15 protein-coding genes are annotated in these 19,331 nt (G+C 72.8%); 2 read left to right on the plus strand and 13 right to left on the minus strand.

Annotated elements, in window-relative coordinates:
- Positions 1-35 precede the first annotated feature (35 nt).
- From NP777_RS26240 to NP777_RS26300, 13 genes are all read right to left on the minus strand, one after another.
- Positions 36-710, minus strand: a complete 675-nt coding sequence (locus NP777_RS26240) for a lysophospholipid acyltransferase family protein (protein WP_256652651.1) — start codon at positions 708-710, stop codon at positions 36-38.
- Positions 707-1,411: a (d)CMP kinase gene (gene cmk, locus NP777_RS26245; protein WP_256652652.1), complete on the minus strand. Its 705-nt coding sequence runs from the start codon at positions 1,409-1,411 to the stop codon at positions 707-709. Before cmk ends, NP777_RS26240 begins: the two co-directional genes overlap by 4 nt.
- Positions 1,412-1,553: 142 nt before the next feature.
- Entirely contained in the window at positions 1,554-2,639 is a 1,086-nt protein-coding gene (locus tag NP777_RS26250) for a prephenate dehydrogenase (RefSeq protein WP_086885729.1), read from the minus strand.
- Complete coding sequence (gene aroH / locus NP777_RS26255; protein ID WP_256652653.1) at positions 2,636-2,998, minus strand: chorismate mutase; 363 nt, start codon at positions 2,996-2,998, stop codon at positions 2,636-2,638. The genes NP777_RS26250 and aroH overlap by 4 nt, the downstream gene beginning before the upstream one ends.
- Positions 2,999-3,386: 388 nt before the next feature.
- Positions 3,387-4,523, minus strand: a complete 1,137-nt coding sequence (locus NP777_RS26260; protein WP_256652654.1) for a pseudouridine synthase — start codon at positions 4,521-4,523, stop codon at positions 3,387-3,389.
- A 40-nt stretch (positions 4,524-4,563) separates the two neighbouring features.
- Complete coding sequence (scpB, locus tag NP777_RS26265) at positions 4,564-5,220, minus strand: SMC-Scp complex subunit ScpB (protein WP_256652655.1); 657 nt, start codon at positions 5,218-5,220, stop codon at positions 4,564-4,566.
- On the minus strand, positions 5,217-6,644 hold the full coding sequence (locus NP777_RS26270) for a segregation and condensation protein A (protein ID WP_256652656.1): 1,428 nt from the start codon (positions 6,642-6,644) through the stop codon (positions 5,217-5,219). Before NP777_RS26270 ends, scpB begins: the two co-directional genes overlap by 4 nt.
- A gap of 68 nt (positions 6,645-6,712) precedes the next feature.
- Positions 6,713-7,294, minus strand: coding sequence for a hypothetical protein (locus NP777_RS26275; protein WP_256652657.1), 582 nt, complete (start codon positions 7,292-7,294; stop codon positions 6,713-6,715).
- Positions 7,279-8,295: a ParA family protein gene (locus NP777_RS26280; protein WP_020872375.1), complete on the minus strand. Its 1,017-nt coding sequence runs from the start codon at positions 8,293-8,295 to the stop codon at positions 7,279-7,281. The genes NP777_RS26275 and NP777_RS26280 overlap by 16 nt, the downstream gene beginning before the upstream one ends.
- Before the next feature lie 560 nt (positions 8,296-8,855).
- A complete protein-coding gene (ald, locus tag NP777_RS26285) occupies positions 8,856-9,971 on the minus strand; it encodes an alanine dehydrogenase (RefSeq protein ID WP_256652676.1) in 1,116 nt (371 codons plus the stop codon).
- Between the two features lie 226 nt (positions 9,972-10,197).
- Positions 10,198-12,231 carry a tetratricopeptide repeat protein gene (locus tag NP777_RS26290; RefSeq protein WP_256652658.1) on the minus strand — a complete coding sequence of 678 codons (2,034 nt, stop codon included), beginning with the start codon at positions 12,229-12,231 and terminating at the stop codon, positions 10,198-10,200.
- Between the two features lie 455 nt (positions 12,232-12,686).
- Positions 12,687-13,313: an NUDIX domain-containing protein gene (locus NP777_RS26295; protein WP_256652659.1), complete on the minus strand. Its 627-nt coding sequence runs from the start codon at positions 13,311-13,313 to the stop codon at positions 12,687-12,689.
- 80 nt (positions 13,314-13,393) lie between these two features.
- Positions 13,394-15,049 (minus strand): CTP synthase, encoded by a 1,656-nt coding sequence (locus NP777_RS26300; protein WP_256652660.1) that lies wholly within the window; start codon positions 15,047-15,049, stop codon positions 13,394-13,396.
- Between the two features lie 420 nt (positions 15,050-15,469).
- Between NP777_RS26300 and NP777_RS26305 the strand changes: the two genes are divergently transcribed.
- A complete protein-coding gene (locus NP777_RS26305; protein WP_256652661.1) occupies positions 15,470-17,278 on the plus strand; it encodes a glycoside hydrolase family 15 protein in 1,809 nt (602 codons plus the stop codon).
- 291 nt (positions 17,279-17,569) lie between these two features.
- Entirely contained in the window at positions 17,570-19,222 is a 1,653-nt protein-coding gene (locus tag NP777_RS26310) for a PucR family transcriptional regulator (RefSeq protein ID WP_256652662.1), read from the plus strand.
- Positions 19,223-19,331: the final 109 nt, after the last annotated feature.

Raw genomic sequence — 19,331 nt, forward strand, 5'->3', positions numbered from 1 at the left:
TCAGTGCCGCGCACCGCCCCTGGCGGCTCGCGGATCTATGTCTGATCGGGGCGGCCGGTCAGCCGCCTGGCGGTGCCCAGATGCGTGCCCAGCCGCTTCTGGATGCGCTCGGTGGCCTGGTCCAGGGCCGCCCGCGTCCGCCTGCCGCTGCCGTCCCCCGCCTCGAACGGATCGCCGAACACCACGTCGATCCTGCTGCGCAGCCGGGGCAGCGGCCTGGCCCGGCCGTCGTCGCGCGGGATGGCGGTGCCGAACACCGCCACCGGCACGATCGGCGCGCCGGAGCGCACCGCGAAGTACGCGAGCCCCGAGCGCAGCGAGGCGAAGTCGCCGTCGCCGCGGGTGCCCTCCGGGAAGATCCCCAGCACCCCGCCGCGCTCCAGCACTCCCAGGGCCTGGCCGATCGCGGTGCGGTCGGCGCTCGTACGGTCCACCTTCAGCTGCCCGATACCGCGCAGGAACGGGTCCAGCGGGCCGATGAACGCCTCCTTCTTGACCAGGAAGTGCACCGGCCGCGGCGAGGTGCCGATCAGCATCGGGCCGTCGATGTTGTGGGAGTGGTTCCCGGCGAGGATGACGGGCCCGGCGGACGGGATCCGCCACGCGCCCAGCACCCGCGGCCGCCACAGCCCGTACATCAGACCGATGCCGATCCGGCGCCCCACGGCGGCCCCGGAGGGGCTGGGCAGGGTCCCGTCGGTGGCGCTCACGCGACTGTCCGCTTCTCCTCGACGAGGGTGACCACGCACTCGATGACCTGGTCGAGGGTGAGCTCGGAGGTGTCCACCTCGACCGCGTCGTCGGCCTTGGCCAGCGGCGAGGTCTTGCGGCCGGAGTCCAGGGCGTCCCGCTTGGCCAGCGCGGCCTGGGTGCTGGCCAGGTCGGCGGCCTCCTTGCCCTTCAGCTCACCGCTGCGGCGGGCCGCCCGGACCTCCGGGGAGGCGGTCAGGAAGATCTTGAGGTCGGCGTCCGGGAGGACCGTGGTGCCGATGTCCCGGCCCTCGACCACGATGCCGCGCGGCGCCTCGGCGGCGATGGTCCGCTGCAGCTCGGTGATCACGGTCCGCACCTCGGGCACCGCGCTGACCGCGCTGACCCGCGAGGTGACCTCCTGGGTGCGGATCGGCCCGGAGACATCGGTGCCGTCGACGGTGATCGTCGGGTTGGCCGGGTCGGTGCCGGAGACGATGGCGGGCTTGCCCGCGGCACCGGCCACCGCCACGGCGTCCTCGACGTCGATGCCGTTGGCCACCATCCACCAGGTGATCGCCCGGTACTGGGCGCCGGTGTCCAGGTAGCCCAGGCCCAGCTTGGCGGCTACGGCCTTCGAGGTACTGGACTTGCCCGTGCCTGCGGGGCCGTCGATCGCGACAATCACTGCTGCCGGGGCGGTCCGGGCGGCGGTTTCCACGGTGACAGACACCTTTCGTGTGCACGGGGCTGAGTTGAACGGGCCATGTGAGCCTCGGACAAGGTTACTGGCTTCCTCCGGGCGGCATCGCACCGCTGGGGGACGGCCCCGGGGCCGGGGCCGTGGGCGGTCCGCTCCGCCACTACTGCCGGATGGACCATCCCCGCTCCCGCAGGGCCTGGGTGAGCCCCGGGGCCGCCGAGGGCTCGACCACCAGCTGGATCAGACCGGCCTGCTGCCCGGTGGCGTGCTCGATCCGGACGTCCTCGATGTTGACACCCGCCCGGCCCGCGTCGGCGAAGATCCGGGCCAGCTCGCCCGGCTGGTCGCCGATGAGCACCGTCACGGTCTCATAGACGGCCGAGGCGGCGCCGTGCTTGCCCGGCACCCGCTCGCGCCCGGCGTTGCCCCGGCGCAGCACGTCCTCGATCCCGGCCGCGCCGCCGCCGCGCTTGGCCTCGTCGGCGGACTGGAGCGCCCGCAGCGCCCGCACCGTCTCGTCCAGGTCGGCGGCGACGGCGGCGAGCACGTCGGCCACCGGGCCGGGGTTGGCGGAGAGGATGTCGATCCACATGGCGGGGTCGGAGGCCGCGATCCGGGTGACGTCGCGGATGCCCTGCCCGCACAGCCGCACCGCCGTCTCATCGGCGTCCTGGAGCCGCGCGGCGACCATGCTGGACAGCAGGTGGGGGGTGTGCGAGACGAGCGCCACCGCCCGGTCGTGGGCCTCGTCCTCCATCACCACGGGCACCGCCCGGCACAGCGCGACCAACTCGAGCGCGAGGTTGAGCACCTCGGTGTCGGTGCCGCCGGTGGGCGTGAGCACCCAGGGCCGCCCCTCGAAGAGGTCGGCGGTGGCGGCCATCGGCCCGGAGCGCTCCCGGCCCGCCATCGGATGCGTGCCGATGTAGCGGGTCAGATCGCAGCCGAGGGCCTCCAGCTCGCGGCGCGGGCCGCCCTTGACGCTCGCGACGTCCAGGACGCCGCGGGCCAGGCCGCGGCGCAGCACATCGGCCACCGTCGCCGCCACGTACGCCGGGGGCACGGCGACGATCGCCAGGTCCACGGGCCCCTCGGGCTCGGCCCGCGTCCCGGCGCCGCGCGCCTCGGCGGTGCGCGCCTGAGCCGCGTCGTGGTCGGCGAGGTGCACCTGCACGCCACGGCCGGCCAGGGCCAGCGCGGCGGAGGTGCCGATCAGGCCGGTGCCGATGACGAGGGCGGTTCTCATTGGGCGATGTCCTTGCGGAGGGAGCCGGCGGCGCCCAGGTAGACATGGGCGACATCGGACTTGGACAGGGAGGTCTCGATATGCGCCAGGACGCGGACGACGCGGGGCATGGCCCCTTGTATGTCCAGCTCCTGGGCGCAGATCAGCGGTACGTCGGTGATGCCCAGCTTGCGGGCGGCGACCGCCGGGAAGTCGCTGTGCAGATCGGGGGTGGCCGTGAACCACACGCTGATCAGGTCGTCCGGGTCCAGTGCGTTCCGCTCCAGGATGGCGGTCAGCAGCGCGGAGACCCGCTCATGCATGTGCTCCGGCTCGTCCCGGTCCAGCTGGACGGCCCCGCGGACCGCTCGTACCGCCACGTCTCGCTCCCCTGTGCGCGCTGTGCCTGTCGTGCGTCGGGCACGGCCGTGGTGTTCGGCCGCACTCCCGGTCAGAGCCTGTGTCATATCCCCGGCCGGATCAGCGTGCGGCGTCAGGGGGCACCTCCCAGCGGTAGCTGGGGGCGCGTGCGATCGCAAGGCGCCGGAGCGCCCTCGTGGCGGAGCCACTTGGGCGTTTCGGCAACGCGGCGAGAGGGGGCACCTCCCAGCGGTAGCTGGGGGCGCGTGCCAGACGCCGCACGCCCGGCCGGGGATGTGACACAGGCTCTCAGCGTAACGAGCGGGTCGGACAGGCTCCCGGGGCGACCGCTGGGCGAGACGCGGCGGCCCGCCGGCGGCCGGGGCCGTCAGCGGCCCCGGGCCCCCGTCAGAGGTCGACCTCGCGCATGAGCATGCCGACCTCGGTGTTGGTCAGCCGGCGCAGCCAGCCGGACTTCTGGTCGCCGAGCGCGATCGGGCCGAAGGCCGTCCGCACCAGCTTGTCGACCGGGAAGCCGGCCTCGGCGAGCATCCGCCGCACGATGTGCTTACGGCCCTCGTGCAGGCTCACCTCGACCAGATAGTTCTTGCCGGTGTTCTGCACCACCCGGAAGTGGTCGGCGCGGGCGTAGCCGTCCTCGAGTTCGATGCCGCTCTTGAGCCGCTTGCCCAGGTCGCGCGGGAGCGGTCCCTGGATGGCGGCGAGATAGGTCTTCTTCACGCCGTAGCGGGGGTGGGTGAGGCGGTGGGCCAGCTCACCGTGGTTGGTGAGCAGGATGATGCCCTCGGTCTCGGTGTCGAGGCGGCCGACGTGGAAGAGCCGGGTCTCGCGGTTGGTCACATAGTCGCCCAGGCACTGGCGGCCGTCGGGGTCCTCCATGGTGGAGACGACACCGGCGGGCTTGTTCAGCGCGAAGAAGAGGTACGACTGGGTGGCCACGGTCAGCCCGTCGACCTTGATCTCGTCCTTCTCGGGGTCGACGCGCAGCCCCTGCTCGGTCACGATCTTGCCGTTGACCTCGACCCGGGCCTGGTCGATCAGCTCCTCACAGGCGCGGCGCGAGCCCATGCCGGCGCGGGCGAGGACCTTCTGGAGCCGCTCGCCCTCCGGTTCGCCGAAGGTCTTGGGCATCTTGACCTGCGGCTTGTCGTGGCGAGCGCGGTTGCGCTCCTCAAGCTGCGCCTCGTACTCGCGCGGCCGGGCCGGGCCGGGCTTGCGGCCACGGCCGCCGCCACCGCCCTTGGGGCCGCCGCCCTTGGGACCGCCGCCCTTGGGGCCGCCGCCCTGGGAGCCCTGGGACCCCTGGGAGCCCGTCCTGGGGCCACCCTGGGACCCCTGGGAACCCTTGGGGCCGCCCTGGGAGCCCTTGGGGCCCGCCTTGGGGCCGCCGCCCACGTCGTAGCGGCGCTCTTCGGGGCGGGGGCGGCCGGCGCGCTGCTGCTGCTCGTCGCGCCTGTTCCCCGCGCCCCGGTAGTTCTTGCCGCCGCTACCGCTGCCCCTGCTGTTCCTGCCGCTGCTTCGCATCAAGTTTCCGTCTGAGAGTGGCCGCTGCCGGCTCGGTGTTCTACGTCGTCGTGCGTTCTGCGTCGTCCCGCGCGTCATCGCTGTCGATGGCGTCCGGATCGAACGACGGCACGCCCTCCTGGGACTCGCCCTCGACCGCGTCCGCCTCGGGGAGGAACGGCGCGAGCTCCGGGAGCTCGTCCAGCCCCCGCAGGCCCATCCGCTCCAGGAAGTAGTTCGTCGTCCTGTACAGGATCGCACCTGTTTCGGGTTCCGTGCCCGCCTCCTCGACCAGGCCCCGCTGGAGGAGGGTCCGCATCACGCCATCGCAATTGACGCCGCGGACGGCCGAGACTCGGGAACGGCTGACCGGCTGACGGTACGCGACCACCGCGAGGGTTTCCAAAGCGGCCTGGGTGAGCCGGGCCTGCTGGCCGTCCAGGACGAACCCCTCGACGGCGGCGGCGTAGGCCGGGCGCGTGTAGTAGCGCCAGCCGCCCGCGACCAGCCGCAGCTCGAAGCCCCGGCCCTGGGTCGCGTACTCGTCGGCCAGCTCGCGCAGCGCGTCCGCGACGGCGCGGCGCGGCCGCTGGAGGACCTTGGCGAGGTTCTCCTCGGTGGCGGGCTCGTCGACGACCATGAGGACGGCCTCCAGGGCGGGTTTGAGGTCCAGCTCGGCGACCTCGGAGAGCCCGGCGGGTGTCGGCTGCTCGCTCAACTCGGTACCTCTTCCTTCTCCTTCTCGGGCGTGGCCGTCTCCTTCTCGGGCGTGGCCGTCTCCTTCTCGGGCGTGGCCGTCTCCTTCTCGGGGTCCTTACGGGGCTTGGCTTCCTGGTCGAACTCGTCGGTGACCAGTGGCTGCCGACCCGCCTCGCCCGTCCAGCGGACCATGAGCGCCCCGAGCGCCTCCGGCTGGTCCAGGAGGACCGCGCGCTCGCGGTAGAGCTCCAGGAGCGCCAGGAAGCGCGCGACGACCGTAAGGACGTCGGGAGCGTCCTCGGTGAGCGCGGCGAAGGTGGCCTCCCCCAGCTCCCGCAGCCGCGCGACCACCACCTCGGCCTGCTCCCGGACGCTCACCAGCGGGGTGTGGATGTGGTCGACGTACACCTGCGGCTTGGGCTTGGGCTGCATCGCCTTGACGGCCAGCTTGGCGAAGCCCTCGGGGCCGATGCTGATGACGACGTCGGGGAGCAGCTCGGCGTGGTGCGGCTCCAGGCCGACGGTACGGGGGTGCCGGGCGGCCTCCGCGGTCAGCCGGTCGTTGAAGATGTCCGCGATCTGTTTGTACGCGCGGTACTGGAGCAGCCGGGCGAAGAGCAGATCGCGCGCCTCGAGCAGCGCCAAGTCCGCCTCGTCCTCGACCTCGGCGGCGGGCAGCAGCCGGGCCGCCTTGAGGTCCAGCAGGGTGGCCGCGACGACGAGGAACTCGGTGGTCTGGTCGAGGTCCCAGTCCGGTCCCATGGCGCGGATATAGGCCATGAACTCGTCGGTGACCCTGGAGAGGGCGACCTCGGTGACGTCCAGCTTGTGCTTGGAGATCAGCTGGAGGAGGAGGTCGAAGGGCCCCTCGAAGTTGTGCAGCCGCACGGTGAACCGATTGCCGCCGTCCTCGGCTTGCGCCTCGCCCTGACCGCCCCCACCACTCGCCGCGGCCCCGCCGCCTTCGTCAGCACCACCACTCGCGTCGGCCCCGCCGCTCGCGTCGGCCCCGTCGTTCCCGGCCCCGGCCGCCTCACCGCCGTGCCCACCCGCAGGAGGCGCCACATCAGCCTCTGCCCGCGCATGCACCGGCTCCGGCTCAGCGGCCACCTCGGGCTCTGCGGCGGCCTCGCGCACCTCGGGCTCCGCGCCCGGCTCAGCGGCCGCCTCGGGATCCGCGACGGCCTCGCGGGCCTCACGCGCGGCGGGCGTGGGCGCCTCGGACGGCTCTCCAGGGGCCTCGGGCGCCGCCTGAGCGCCGTTCCACGGCTCCTCCGCCGCTTCCCCCACCGGGGGCGGCGCGGGGCGCTGAGGAGCCTCCTGTGGAGGCGTGGGCGCGGTGGACCGGTCCTGACCCGTCGTGGCCGGCGCCGTGCCGGGGCCCCGGCCGAGGGTGCGGCGGGAGGGGCGGGGCGGCGGGGCGGGGGTGTCGTTCGTCGGCATCGCGGTCCAGGGTGCTCAGGGCCGGGCGGGGCAGCCCGTACGACCGGGCAGGCTATCGCCCGGCCCGGTCAACGGCCGCGGAGGCGGCGCACCAGGATGCTCGCGTCGCCGCGCGACTCGAGGTCGGCGAGGACGACCGCGACCGCCTCGCGGACGATCCGGCCGCGGTCGACGGCGAGCCCGTGCTCGCCCCGGAGCACCAGACGCGCGTGCTCGAGGTCCATCAGCTCCTCGGCGGAGACATAGACCGTGATCTTCTCGTCGTGGCGCTCGCGCCCGCTGGGCCTGCGGTTCGCCGCGCGGGCGCGGCGGCGGGCCGGGCCGTTCTGCTCGGCCGCGGCCGAACCGCCCTGGGCCTGGCGGCCCTTGGGCCGGTCCCCGGCGGCGGGGCGCCGCTCGCCGACCGCGTCCTGGGAGGCCGTCTCCCGTCCCGTGTGTTCGCCCGAGCCGGACTGCTCACCGTCCGCGCACCGCTCCTGCCCTTCGCGCGGCTCGGCGCCCGCGTCGGGTTCGGCGGCGGGCGGGGGCACCCGTGGGCCCTCGCCGTTCGCCTGGCGGCGCCCGGCGGCGGGAGCGGAGGACTGGAGGCCCATCCCTCCCGTGGTGCGGAACAGTTCGTCGGCTCCCGGCAGACTCACTCGGCGTGACACCGGGCGAGCACCTCCCTGGCGAGCTGGCGATAGGCGGCGGCACCGACGGAGTTGGACGCGTACGTGGTGATCGGCTCGCCCGCGACCGTGGTCTCGGGGAAGCGGACCGTACGGCCGATGACCGTGTGGTAGACGTGATCGTCGAACGCCTCGACCACGCGGGCGAGGACCTCACGGCTGTGCACGGTGCGCGAGTCGTACATCGTGGCGAGGATGCCGTCCAGCTCCAGGTCGGGGTTGAGCCGCTCCTGGACCTTCTCGATCGTCTCCGTGAGCAACGCCACACCGCGCAGCGCGAAGAACTCGCACTCCAGCGGCACGATCACCTTGTGCGCGGCGGTCAGCGCGTTGACGGTGAGCAGACCGAGCGAGGGCTGGCAGTCGATGACGATGTAGTCGTAGTCGGCCATCAGCGGCTTGAGCGCACGCTGGAGGGTCGACTCCCGGGCGACCTCGCTCACCAGCTGCACTTCGGCAGCCGACAAGTCGATATTGCTGGGCAGCAGGTCCATATTGGGCACGGCCGTCTTCAGCAGCACCTCGTCGGCCGACATGCCCCGCTCCATGAGCAGGTTGTAGACCGTGAGGTCGAGCTCCATCGGGTTGACCCCGAGGCCGACCGACAGGGCGCCCTGCGGGTCGAAGTCGACGAGCAGGACCCGGCGGCCGTATTCGGCCAGGGCCGCGCCCAGGTTGATGGTGGAGGTGGTCTTGCCGACCCCGCCCTTCTGGTTGCACATCGCGATGATCTTCGCGGGACCGTGGTCGGTCAGCGGCCCGGGGATCGGGAAGTACGGCAGCGGACGCCCGGTGGGGCCGATCCGCTCGCGGCGCTGGCGGGCAGCGTCGGGCGCGAGCGTGGCCGCGTATTCGGGGTCTGGCTCGTACTCCGCGTCCGGGTCGTAGAAGTGCCCGTCGGGGAGGTCGTCGTAGTCGGCGAAGCGGGCGGGATCCGTGCCCCCCTGGTCGCCGGCCATGGCGTTCACGTGATGGCCGTCCATGCTGTGGCTCTGGTGGGCTGTCGTCGGGCTCTGGTGGGTTGCGAAGGTGCGGACAGCGACGGAGCCGACAGCCTCGAGCCCCGAGGGACCCTGGCCCCGCGCAGCCGGTCCTGGTTGACCACCCCCGGGAGAAAATGTCGACTCATTCACAAGTCGTCCTACCTCCTTGGTGACCAGGAAATTTCTCTATAGGTCAGCGTGACACCATGCCGACGGTTGGCGACTCTATGGCGTGTCACCGGTCCGCAGCAACACAATCCACCGGACACGGCACGATGTGTCGGCAATCGAACACCCCGATGTCAAGGGCGTGTGAACGGCCCCGCGGAGATTTCACCACCGTATAAAGCGTCTGAATAGTTACATTTAGGGCGAGTTGGCCGAGCGGTGACCCACACCCGATACGGGGCACAGCGGACACACCTTCGGCCGGGCCTCGTCCTTCGACAAGACCCGGCCGGATGCCCGATGTTGACATGTGGTTGACGGTCCGGGTTGACCGTCCGGCAACCGGAGTTCACGGGTTCCGGCGGCCGGGGCCGGTGAACTCCGGGCGTCATTCAGCCGATCAGCGAGCCCAGTTCGACGACGGGCAGGTCATGGGCCTCGGCGACCGGGCCGTAGACGACCTGGCCCTCATGGGTGTTGAGCCCCTTGGCCAGCGCGGCATCCCGGCGCAGCGCGTCCCGCCAGCCGCGGTTGGCCAGCTCCACGATGTACGGGAGCGTGGCGTTGGTGAGCGCGTGGGTGGAGGTGTTCGGGACCGCGCCGGGCATGTTGGCCACGCAGTAGAAGACCGAGTCATGGACCTCGAAGGTCGGTTCGGCGTGGGTGGTGGGGCGGGAGTCCTCGAAGCAGCCGCCCTGGTCGATCGCGATGTCGACAAGGACACTTCCGGGCTTCATCCGGGACACCAGCTCGTTGGTGACCAGCTTGGGCGCCTTGGCGCCCGGGATGAGCACCGCGCCGATGACCAGGTCGGCCTCGAGGACGGCCCTCTCCAGCTCATAGGCGTTGGAGGCGATGCTCTGCACCCGGTTGCCGAAGATCCGGTCGGCCTCGCGCAGCTTGTTGATGTCCTTGTCGAGCAGGGTGACGTGGAAGCCCATGCCGATGGCGATCTGGGCGGCGTTCCAGCCGGAGACGCCACCGCCGATGACGACGGCCCGCCCGGCGGCCACCCCCGGCACCCCGCCGGGCAGCACACCGCGGCCGCCGGCCGAGCGCATCAGGTGGTACGCGCCGACCTGCGGCGCGATCCGGCCCGCGACCTCGGACATCGGCGCGAGCAGCGGCAGGGCGCGGTTCGCGGTCTCGACGGTCTCGTAGGCGATGGCGGTGGTGCCGGACTCCAGCAGCGCGTCGGTGCAGGCCCGGGAGGCGGCCAGATGCAGATAGGTGAAGAGCGTCTGGCCCTTGCGCAGCCGGTGGTATTCCTCCGCGATGGGCTCCTTGACCTTCAGCAGCAGGTCGGCCGTGGCCCAGACCTCGTCGGCGGTGTCGAGGACGCGCGCACCGGCGGCGGCGTACTCCTCGTCCGTGATGGAGGAGCCGAGACCGGCACTCCGCTCGATGACGACCTCATGGCCGCCTCGGACCAGCTCGTGCACACCAGCGGGGGTGATGGCCACACGGAACTCGTTGTTCTTGACCTCGCGGGGGATACCGACCTTCACGTCGATCACGGTCCTTGAATGGGGGAAAAGGAATATCTCGCCACAGCCGGCCACGGCCCAATACACCATCGACCATAGACAGGCAAACCGGCCCGCGTGTCCGCATGCCGGAGACGACCGCAACAATCGCGGTACAGCCAGTCTAATGAAGGACGTCGCGCTGTCTAGCCTTGCAATGCATCAATCTTTTGGAAGACCACTACTGATTTCGTAGGTCGACAGGGTTTCAGTTCTCACTCTGACGTGACGGACCCGTATCTTCCGCCTCATCCGCCTCGATCCTCCGGGCGGTGCGCCGCAGCGACCGCGCCACCGCGGGATCCCCGCCGAGCCGGTCCATCGCGTCCGCCGCATGGCGCGCCAGCTCGGCGTACAGCCCGGTGTCACCGCAGGTCCGGGCGGCCGCGGCGGTCTCCGCCCAGGTGCGCAGCGCCTCCCTCGGCCGCCCCGAGCGCTCCTGGGCGTCCGCGGTGCCGCCGAGCGCCCGCGCATACCCCGGCCGGTCGCCCGCGCGGCGGCAGGCGGCCGCGGCGGCGCGCCAGTCGCGCAGCGCCTCGCCCCACCGCCCGGCGTAGCCGTGGACGGTGCCGAGCCGTGCGTACAGCCGGGCCGCCGCGGGCGTGTCCCGGCGGCTCAGCCGCAGCTCAAGGGCGCGTCCGTACCAGTCGGCCGCCCGGTGCCAGTCCTCCAGCGTCTGGTAGGTGCCGCCGATCGACTCCAGCGCACGGCCGGTCGTATACGGATCGCCCGAGGCTCGGGCGGCCTCCAGGGCGCTCTTGTAGCGGGCGAGGGCCTTGTCCACCCGGCCCGCCCCGCCGTCCAGATCGCCGAGGTTCAGCAGCGCGGCCGCCCGCTCCACCGGCAGATCGCGGCGCCGGGCCACGTCCAGCACCAGCTGATGCAGCCCGTACAGCTCCACCGCGGCGCCCTCGAAGCCCCGGTGGGCGGTCAGGGCGTGGGTCAGTGCGGCCACCAACCGCCGTGCCAGGGTGTCGAGTTGACCGGTCTCCACGGCCATCCGGGCGGCCTCGATCAGCGTGGGCAGCCGTTCCTCCAGCCAGCCCGCCGCCTCCGCCGACGACGAAAACCGCAGCGGCTTCGGCATCCCGGCCAGCTTCTTCCGGCCCGGTGAACCGGCCGGCTCGGCGGCCAGCCGGCAGGCGTGCAGCTGCCGTACGGCGCGCTCCAGCATCCGCGCCCGCGCCAGCTCCACCTCGGCCGGGCGCTCCTCGACCGCCAGCCGCTCCCGCAGCAGCGGATCGAGACAGCCGGGGACCAGGTAGCGGCCGGTGCCGCGCGGGCGCAGCATCCCGTACGCGGCGAAGCCCTCCAGCGCCGCCTCGCCGTCCGCCACCGAGCAGCCGGCCAGCGCGGAGGCGATCTGGGCGTCGGCGGATCCGCCGGGCGCCATCACCAGCAGCCGCAGCATCCGGGCGGCGGCGGACGGCAGCGCGGCGTAGGCCAGCCGGAAGGCGCGGGTCAGCGGGCGGGCGCCGTGGTCGAGGTCGCCGTCGTCCGACGGCAGTTCGCTCAGCCGGGCCAGGGCGTCGGCCACCGATGCCTGGGGGCGGGCGGCGAGCCAGCCGCCGACCAGGACGAGCGCCGCGGGCTGGCCCGCGCACTCCTCGACCAGGGACTGCGCGGCCACCGGATCGCAGGTGATCCGGGTGGGGCCGGTGTACTGCGCCAGCAGCCCGACCGCCGCGCTCACATCCAGCCCGCCCACCGTGCACGGCCGCACATCCGGCACCCCGGTCAGCGGGCCGCGCGAGACGGCGACCACCAGACAGTCGGGCTCGTCGGGCAGCAGCGCGTCCACCTGCTCGGCCCCGGCCACGTCGTCGAGCAGCAGCAGCACCCGCTTGCCGTCGAACGCCTCGCGCAGCGCCTCGCCCAGATCGTCCTCGTCCGCGCCCGGCGGGGCGCTCCCACCGAGCCGTCCCAGCAGCTCACGGGCGGTGCGCTCGATGGGCACGGGGTCCCCGGCGGAGGTGGTCAGCCGGGCGCTCAGCACCCCGTCGGGGTAGTCGTCGGCGAGCCGCCGGGCGAGCTCCTCGGCCAGCGCGGTACGGCCCCAGCCGGGGCGGCCCGCGATCAGCAGCACCCGGCTGCGGGCGGCCTTGCGGCCGGCGAGAGTGTCCAGGCCCGCGCGCTCGATATCGGCCCGCAGCGAGAGCAGCTCCCGCCGCCGCCCGGCGAACCCCCGCCCCACGGAGGCGGCCGCCGCGAACAGCACGGCCCGGGTGGCCCCGCTCCACACCCCGCCGTCCTGGGCGTTGGCGACGGAGCGCCGCTGCCGCGGTGGGGTGCCGGAGGAGGATGTCTCAGCTTCCGGCGGACGGCCCGGAGCGGATTCCGGACGGCCGGGAGCGGATTCCGGCGGACGGCCGGGAGCGGATTCCGGATGGCCGGGAGCGGACGAAGTGGATGAAGCGGACGCGGCGGGCGGCGGCTGCCGCTTCCCTGGGGCCGCCGGCTCCCCATCGGCGTCGACCGCCTGCTCCGCCACGGGCCCACTCCCGTCCACCTGCGCGTACGAGCCCCTTCGGCTCACTATGAGCGTAGTTCACTCCGCGTCAGGTACCCGGTACTCGCGGCCCACAGCACGGACCGAAAATCACTCCATCGGATCTTCACCGAGGCCGAGCGGGGGCCATGTCGCCCCCTCAGTGGGCTCAGGCGCCCCATCAGTGGTCCATGCGCCCCATCAGCGGCTCAGGCGTCGAAGGGCCGGGCCGGCCATGAGGCGTCGGCGGGCCGGAGGGCGTCGAGGCCGTCGCCGGAGAGCGCCGCCCGCAGCGCCAGCGCGCCCACCGCGAGGCAGTTGTTGTGCAGCTCGCCCGCGAGCGCGCCACGCACCAGCTCCTCCAGGGGCACCCGGGCGAGCTCCATGTCGGCCTCCTCCTCGGAGACCTCGAACCGCTCGCCCTCGGCCGCGGAGACCTCCCGGGCCAGGAAGATCCGCACGGCCTCGTCACAGCCGCCGGGCGAGGTGTAGACGTCGATGAGGACCCGCCAGTCCTCGGCCTTGACGTGCGCCTCCTCGTACAGCTCCCGCTGGGCGGCGTGCAGCGGGTTCTCACCGGGGATGTCCAGGAGACCGGCCGGGATCTCCCACAGCCGCTGGCGCACCGGGTGCCGGTACTGCCGCAACACGATCACGCGGTCGTCCTGGTCCAGGGCGAGGACGGCGACGGAGCCGGGGTGGACCTGGTAGTCGCGCTTGGCCCGGCTCCCGTCGGGCATCTCCACCTCGTCCGTGCGCACGCTCGTCTTGTTGCCGGTGAACGGCGTGACGGTGGAGGTGACCGGCCATTCCTCGGGAGTGTCCTGGATGCGCATGCTTGCCTCAGCGTCCTTTCCGCGTGCGGTTGACGGGGCGGTGGGCCGCGCCGGCCGCCCGCCCCTGCCAACCGTAGCGGTCAGGCGTGCGCACCCGGCGTCTGAGCTGCCACCTGTCGCTCGACCGCCGCCTTCACCAGTCCCGCGAAGAGCGGGTGCGGACGGGTCGGGCGGGAGCGCAGCTCGGGGTGGGCCTGGGTGCCGACCAGATAGGGGTGGACCTCGCGCGGGTACTCCACGTACTCCACCAGCTTGTTGTCCGGGGAGGTGCCGGAGAAGACGATCCCGGCCTTCTTCTCCAGCTCACCGCGGTAGGAGTTGTTGACCTCGTAGCGGTGGCGGTGGCGCTCCTCGACATACGGCTGGTTGTCGTAGACCTCGCGGACGATCGAGCCCTCGGCCAGCTTGGCCGGGTACATGCCCAGCCGCATGGTGCCGCCCATGTCGCCCTCGCCCGCGACGATGTCGAGCTGCTCGGCCATGGTGGAGATCACCGGGTCGGTGGTGGCGGGCTCGAACTCGGTGGAGTTGGCGCCCTCGATGCCCGCGAGGTTGCGCGCGGCCTCGATGACGATGCACTGGAGTCCCAGACAGAGGCCCAGCACCGGGATCTTGTTCTCCCGGGCGTAGGTGATCGCGCCGACCTTACCGATGACACCGCGGTCGCCGAAGCCGCCGGGGATGCAGACCGCGTCCACGCCGTCGAGCTGCTCCCGGGCACCGGCCGCCGTCTTGCAGTCGTCGGAGGTGACCCACTTGATCTTCACGCGGGCGTTGTTGGCGAAGCCGCCGGCGCGCAGCGCCTCGGTGACGGAGAGATAGGCGTCGGGCAGGTCGATGTACTTGCCGACGAGGGCCACGGTGATCTCGTGGTCGGGCTCGTGGACCCGCTTCAGCAGGTCGTCCCACTGGGTCCAGTCCACGTCGCGGAAGGGCAGGTCCAGCTTGCGGACGACATAGGCGTCCAGGCCCTCGGAGTGCAGCACCTTGGGGATGTCGTAGATCGACTTGGCGTCGATGGCGGCGACCACGGCGGCGTCGTCCACGTCACACATCAGCGAGACCTTGCGCTTGATGGAGGTGGGGACCTCGCGGTCGGCTCGCAGCACGATCGCGTCCGGCTGGATACCGATATTGCGCAGCGCGGCCACCGAGTGCTGGGTGGGCTTGGTCTTCAGCTCGCCGGACGGGCCGATGTAGGGCAGCAGGGAGATGTGCACCACGAACACGTTGTCCCGGCCGACCTCGTGCCGGACCTGGCGGACGGCCTCCAGGAAGGGCAGCGACTCGATGTCGCCGACGGTGCCGCCGACCTCGGTGATGACCACGTCCACGTCATCGGTGGCCATGCGCCGGATGCGGTGCTTGATCTCGTTGGTGATGTGCGGGATGACCTGCACCGTGTCCCCGAGGTACTCACCGCGCCGCTCCTTGGCGATTACGGTGGAGTAAACCTGTCCGGTGGTCACATTGGCCGAGCCGTCGAGGTCGACGTCGAGGAAGCGCTCGTAGTGGCCGATGTCCAGATCGGTCTCGGCGCCGTCGTTGGTGACGAACACCTCGCCGTGCTGGAAGGGGTTCATCGTGCCCGGGTCGACATTCAGATACGGATCGAGCTTCTGCATGGTGACGCGCAGACCGCGCGCCTTCAGCAGCGCCCCCAGACTGGAGGCGGTAAGACCCTTGCCGAGTGAGGAGGCGACACCCCCGGTGACGAAGAGGTGCTTGGTCGTCATGGGCTTAGCGGCAATGGCCAAGAGGGGGCTCCCGTGGTCGCGTCGTGAGGGTGCGTACGACAGCCGCTCCGGATTCCGGGGGCGCCGTCGCTGAGGTTCGGGGGTTTTGTGCCCGCCGCTCCACGGGCTACCAGGGTATCAGCGCCCCGGAGCGGTCGTTGCTGACCTGGTTCCCTCGTTCGGTCTGCGCAACCGCCCGAACACCATGCGTGACCTGGCCACCCGATCGGCCGTGAGATGCGAGCCACGATGTGGACGGGCTCGAGCGGATCACCGTTGTCCGTCGTATCCTCATCGGACGCACGCATGCGAGCCACCCCGGCACGGCACCACCAGCACGCCCCCGGAACAAGAGCTCGTCAGAATTTTCCGAGACCGTAAGAAGCGCCCTCCGGGGTGATACGGCCGTTCGAATGGGGAATGCACGTGGCCGGGCGTATCGAGGATTACGCACTGATTGGTGATATGCAGACGGCCGCCCTCGTCTGCAGAGACGGGACCGTCGACTGGCTGTGCCTGCCGAGGTTCGACTCCCATGCCGTCTTCGCCGGCCTGCTGGGGACCGAGGAGCACGGCTTCTGGCGGCTGGGGCCCGCCGCCCCCGCGGGGAGTCCGGCGCCCGCCGCCGACCGCCGCCGCTACCGCGGCGACTCGCTGGTACTGGAAGCGGAGTGGGACACTCCGCGCGGCACGGTCCGTGTGATCGACTTCATGCCGCCCCGTGACGGCGCCCCGCAACTGGTGCGGATCGTCGAGGGGGTCAGCGGCCGGGTGCCGATGCGCTCGGCGCTGCGGATGCGGTTCTCCTACGGCTGGGTCGTGCCCTGGGTGCACCGGGTGGACACCCGTACCGTCGCCGTCGCGGGACCGGACTCGGTGTGGCTGGACACCGAGGCCGACACCTACGGCAAGGACCTCACCACCTACTCCGACTTCACGGTGGGCCCCGGCGACCGGATCGCCTTCACCATCAGCTGGCAGCCCTCGCACAGCGAGCCGCCCGCCCTGCCCGAGCCGGAGGGCGCGCTGGAGGCCACCGAGGCGTTCTGGCGGGAGTGGGTCGAGCACTGTACGTACCACGGCCCCTACCGGGACGCGGTGGTCCGCTCGCTGATCACGCTGAAGGCGCTGACGTACGCCCCCACCGGCGGCATCGTCGCGGCGCCCACCACCTCCCTCCCCGAGGAGATCGGCGGCGTCCGGAACTGGGACTACCGCTTCACCTGGCTGCGGGACGCGGCGATCACCCTCTCCTCGCTGCTGCGCACCGGCTACCGCGAGGAGGCCCGTGCCTGGCGCGAATGGCTGCTGCGCGCGGTCGCGGGCGACCCGGAGAACCTCCAGATCATGTACGGCATCGCGGGCGAGCGGGAGTTGGCCGAGGCCGAGCTGACCTGGCTGCCCGGCTATGAGAACTCCCAGCCGGTCCGGGTCGGCAACGGCGCGGCGGGCCAGCTCCAACTGGACGTCTACGGCGAGGTCACCGAGGCGCTGCACCTGGCCCATATGACGGGTCTGGCGCGCAACGACTACGCGAGCGTGCTCCAGCTCAAGCTCATCGGCTATCTGGAGGACCACTGGGACGAGCCGGACGAGGGCATCTGGGAGGTGCGCGGGCCGCGCCGCCACTTCGTGCACTCCAAGGTGATGGCCTGGGTCGCGGTCGACCGCACCGTCAAGCTGATCGAATCCGGCGATGTGGACGGGCCGTTGGAGCGCTGGCGGGAGCTGCGCGACGAGATCCACCGGGACGTCTGCGAGCGGGGCTACGACGCCGAGCGGAACACCTTCACCCAGTCCTACGGCTCCAAGGAGCTGGACGCCTCGCTGCTGCTCATCCCGCAGATGGGGTTCCTGCCGCCGGACGACAAGCGGGTCATCGGCACCATCGAGGCGATCCAGCGGGAGCTGTCGACCGAGGACGGCTTCGTGATGCGCTACCCCACCGCGGGCGAGGACGCCGGGGTGGACGGTCTCGAGGGCGACGAAGGGGCCTTCCTGGCCTGCTCGTTCTGGCTCGCCGACGACCTGGCGATGATCGGCCGGGTGGACGAGGCCCGCAAGCTCTTCGAGAAGCTGCTCGCGCTCCGCAACGACCTCGGGCTGCTGGCCGAGGAGTGGGACCCGCGCAACCAGCGCCAGGTGGGCAACTTCCCGCAGGCGTTCAGCCATGTGCCGCTGATCGACACCGCGCTGCGGCTGACCGCGTCCGGCGCGTACGGAGGCTGACCCCCGGTCCGGGCCCGGTGAGGGCCCGGACACCCCACGTCCGGGCTCGGCCCGCTGGGCGGCGTCCGCCGGGCGGCGTCCGCCGGGCGGGCCCAGGCGGGTCGAGGCGGCGCATCGAACAAGCGGCTGAGCAGGTCGGAGGAAGTCCGCTACGGTTCGGGCAGCGCCCCAAAGGGGCGCGGGGCTGTATCGATGTGCGGCTCCGCCGCGCGGGCGCGACCAGCCACGACGGCGCCGCAGTCGGCCGACGCCCCATCCCGGCACTCCCAGCGGAGCGCTTAACGTAGCGGCATGGAACCCCAGGGAACGATCACCGTGGCGCGGGCCCTCGGCCTTCCCGCCCTGCGCCGCGGGCTCCCCGAGGTGGTGTCCGGGCAGGAGCTGCTGGACCGCCCGGTGCGCTGGGTGCACGCGGGCGAGGCGCCGAACATCGCCGCGCTGCTCAAGGGCGGTGAGCTGCTGCTGACCACCGGCCTCGGGGTCGGGCCGCGCCCCGCCGAGCAGCGCGCCTTCGTCCGCCGGCTCGCCGAGCGGGGCATCGCGGCGCTGGTGGTGGAGCTGGGCCCCCGGTTCCGCACCCTGCCGGGGCCGGTGGTGGACACCGCGCGCTCATGCGGGCTGCCGCTGGTGCAGCTCCATCGCGAGGTGCCGTTCGTCACGGTCACCGAGGAGATCCACACCGAGATCGTCAATGAGCACTACGCCCTGCTGCGCCAGGCCGATGTGGTGCACCGGCAGGCCACCGAGGTGCTGCTGCGCGGCGGCGGGGTGCCGGAGATCCTGCGCCACTTCGCCGCCTTCGCGGCCAATCCGGTCTTCCTGGAGACCCCCGACGGACAGCTGCTGTACGCGGCGGGGCCGGGCGGTGCGCCCCCGGCGGGCGCCGCCGACCCGCTCCAGGTCTGGGAGGGGCTGCGGGCACCGCGCGCGGCCGAGCGGCCGGAACCTCCGGCGGGCAGCGTGATCGCGGACATCCCGGGCGGCGGGGCAGGCCCCGGTGCCGTACGGGCGCGGCTGACCGTCCTTCCGGTGGCGGGACCGCTGGGCCCGGTGCACCGGATCGCCGCCGAGCGGACGGCGGATCTGCTGGCGGTGGTGCTGCTGCGGGCGCGTCAGGAGGAGGAGCTGGCGGCGCGCGGGCGCGGGGACTTCCTCACCGATCTCGCCGAGGGCCGGATCGAGGCGTCGGACGCCCCCGCCCAGGCCCGGGTGCTGGGCTTCCGGCCGGGCCCGGGCGGGCCGCTGCTGCCGGTGGTGATGCGGCTGGTGGAGGATCCGCGGCCGCTGGCCGGGGGCGGGGAGAGCTGGGCGGCGCTGGCCCACGCCGTGCAGGAGGAGCTGGCCGGGGTCGGGGTGCCGGTGCTGCTCGGCGTACGGCTTCCGGAGGGACGGATTCCGCTGCTGGCGGGGCTGCGCGGCGCGACCGAGCGGAGCGCGGTGGCCGAGCGGATCGCGGCGGCGCTGCGGGCCGGGGTGGACCGGGCCTGGCCGGACCGGACCGGCGCCCGGCCGCCGGTGGTGGTCGCCGGGCTCGCGGTCGGCTGGGACGCGGCCGGAGCCGAGCTGCGGCACGCGGCGGAGGCGGCGAACGCGGCCTGCGGACCGCTGCCCGACCGGGGCTGGTACGACGTACGGAGCCTGGATGTCGACCTGTTGCTGTGGCGACTGCGCGAGCACGGCGATCTGGCCGCGTTCGTCGACCGGGTGATCGGTCCGCTGCTGGCCCACGACCGCACCGCCCGCCCGCCGCTGGTGCCGACGCTGGAGACGTATCTGCGGCATGCGGGGCGCAAGGCGGAGACGGCCCGCGCACTGCACCTCAACCGCCAGACGCTGTACGACCGGCTGGCCCGGATCGCGTCACTGCTGGGCAGCGATCTGGAGGATCCCCGGACGGTGCTCGCCCTGGGGGTGGCCCTCCAGGCCCGCCGCCATGTGCGGTGACACGGCGGCGGGCCGCCCCCCCTGACGCGGACGCGGCCCGCCCCCCCCCCCCCGGCCCCCCCCCCGCGGACCCCCCCGTCGCCCGGCGGGGGGGGGCGCCCCCCCCCCC

Origin of the sequence: Streptomyces rugosispiralis, assembly GCF_024505145.1 — a bacterium.
GTDB classification, from domain to species: Bacteria; Actinomycetota; Actinomycetes; order Streptomycetales; family Streptomycetaceae; genus Streptomyces; species Streptomyces rugosispiralis.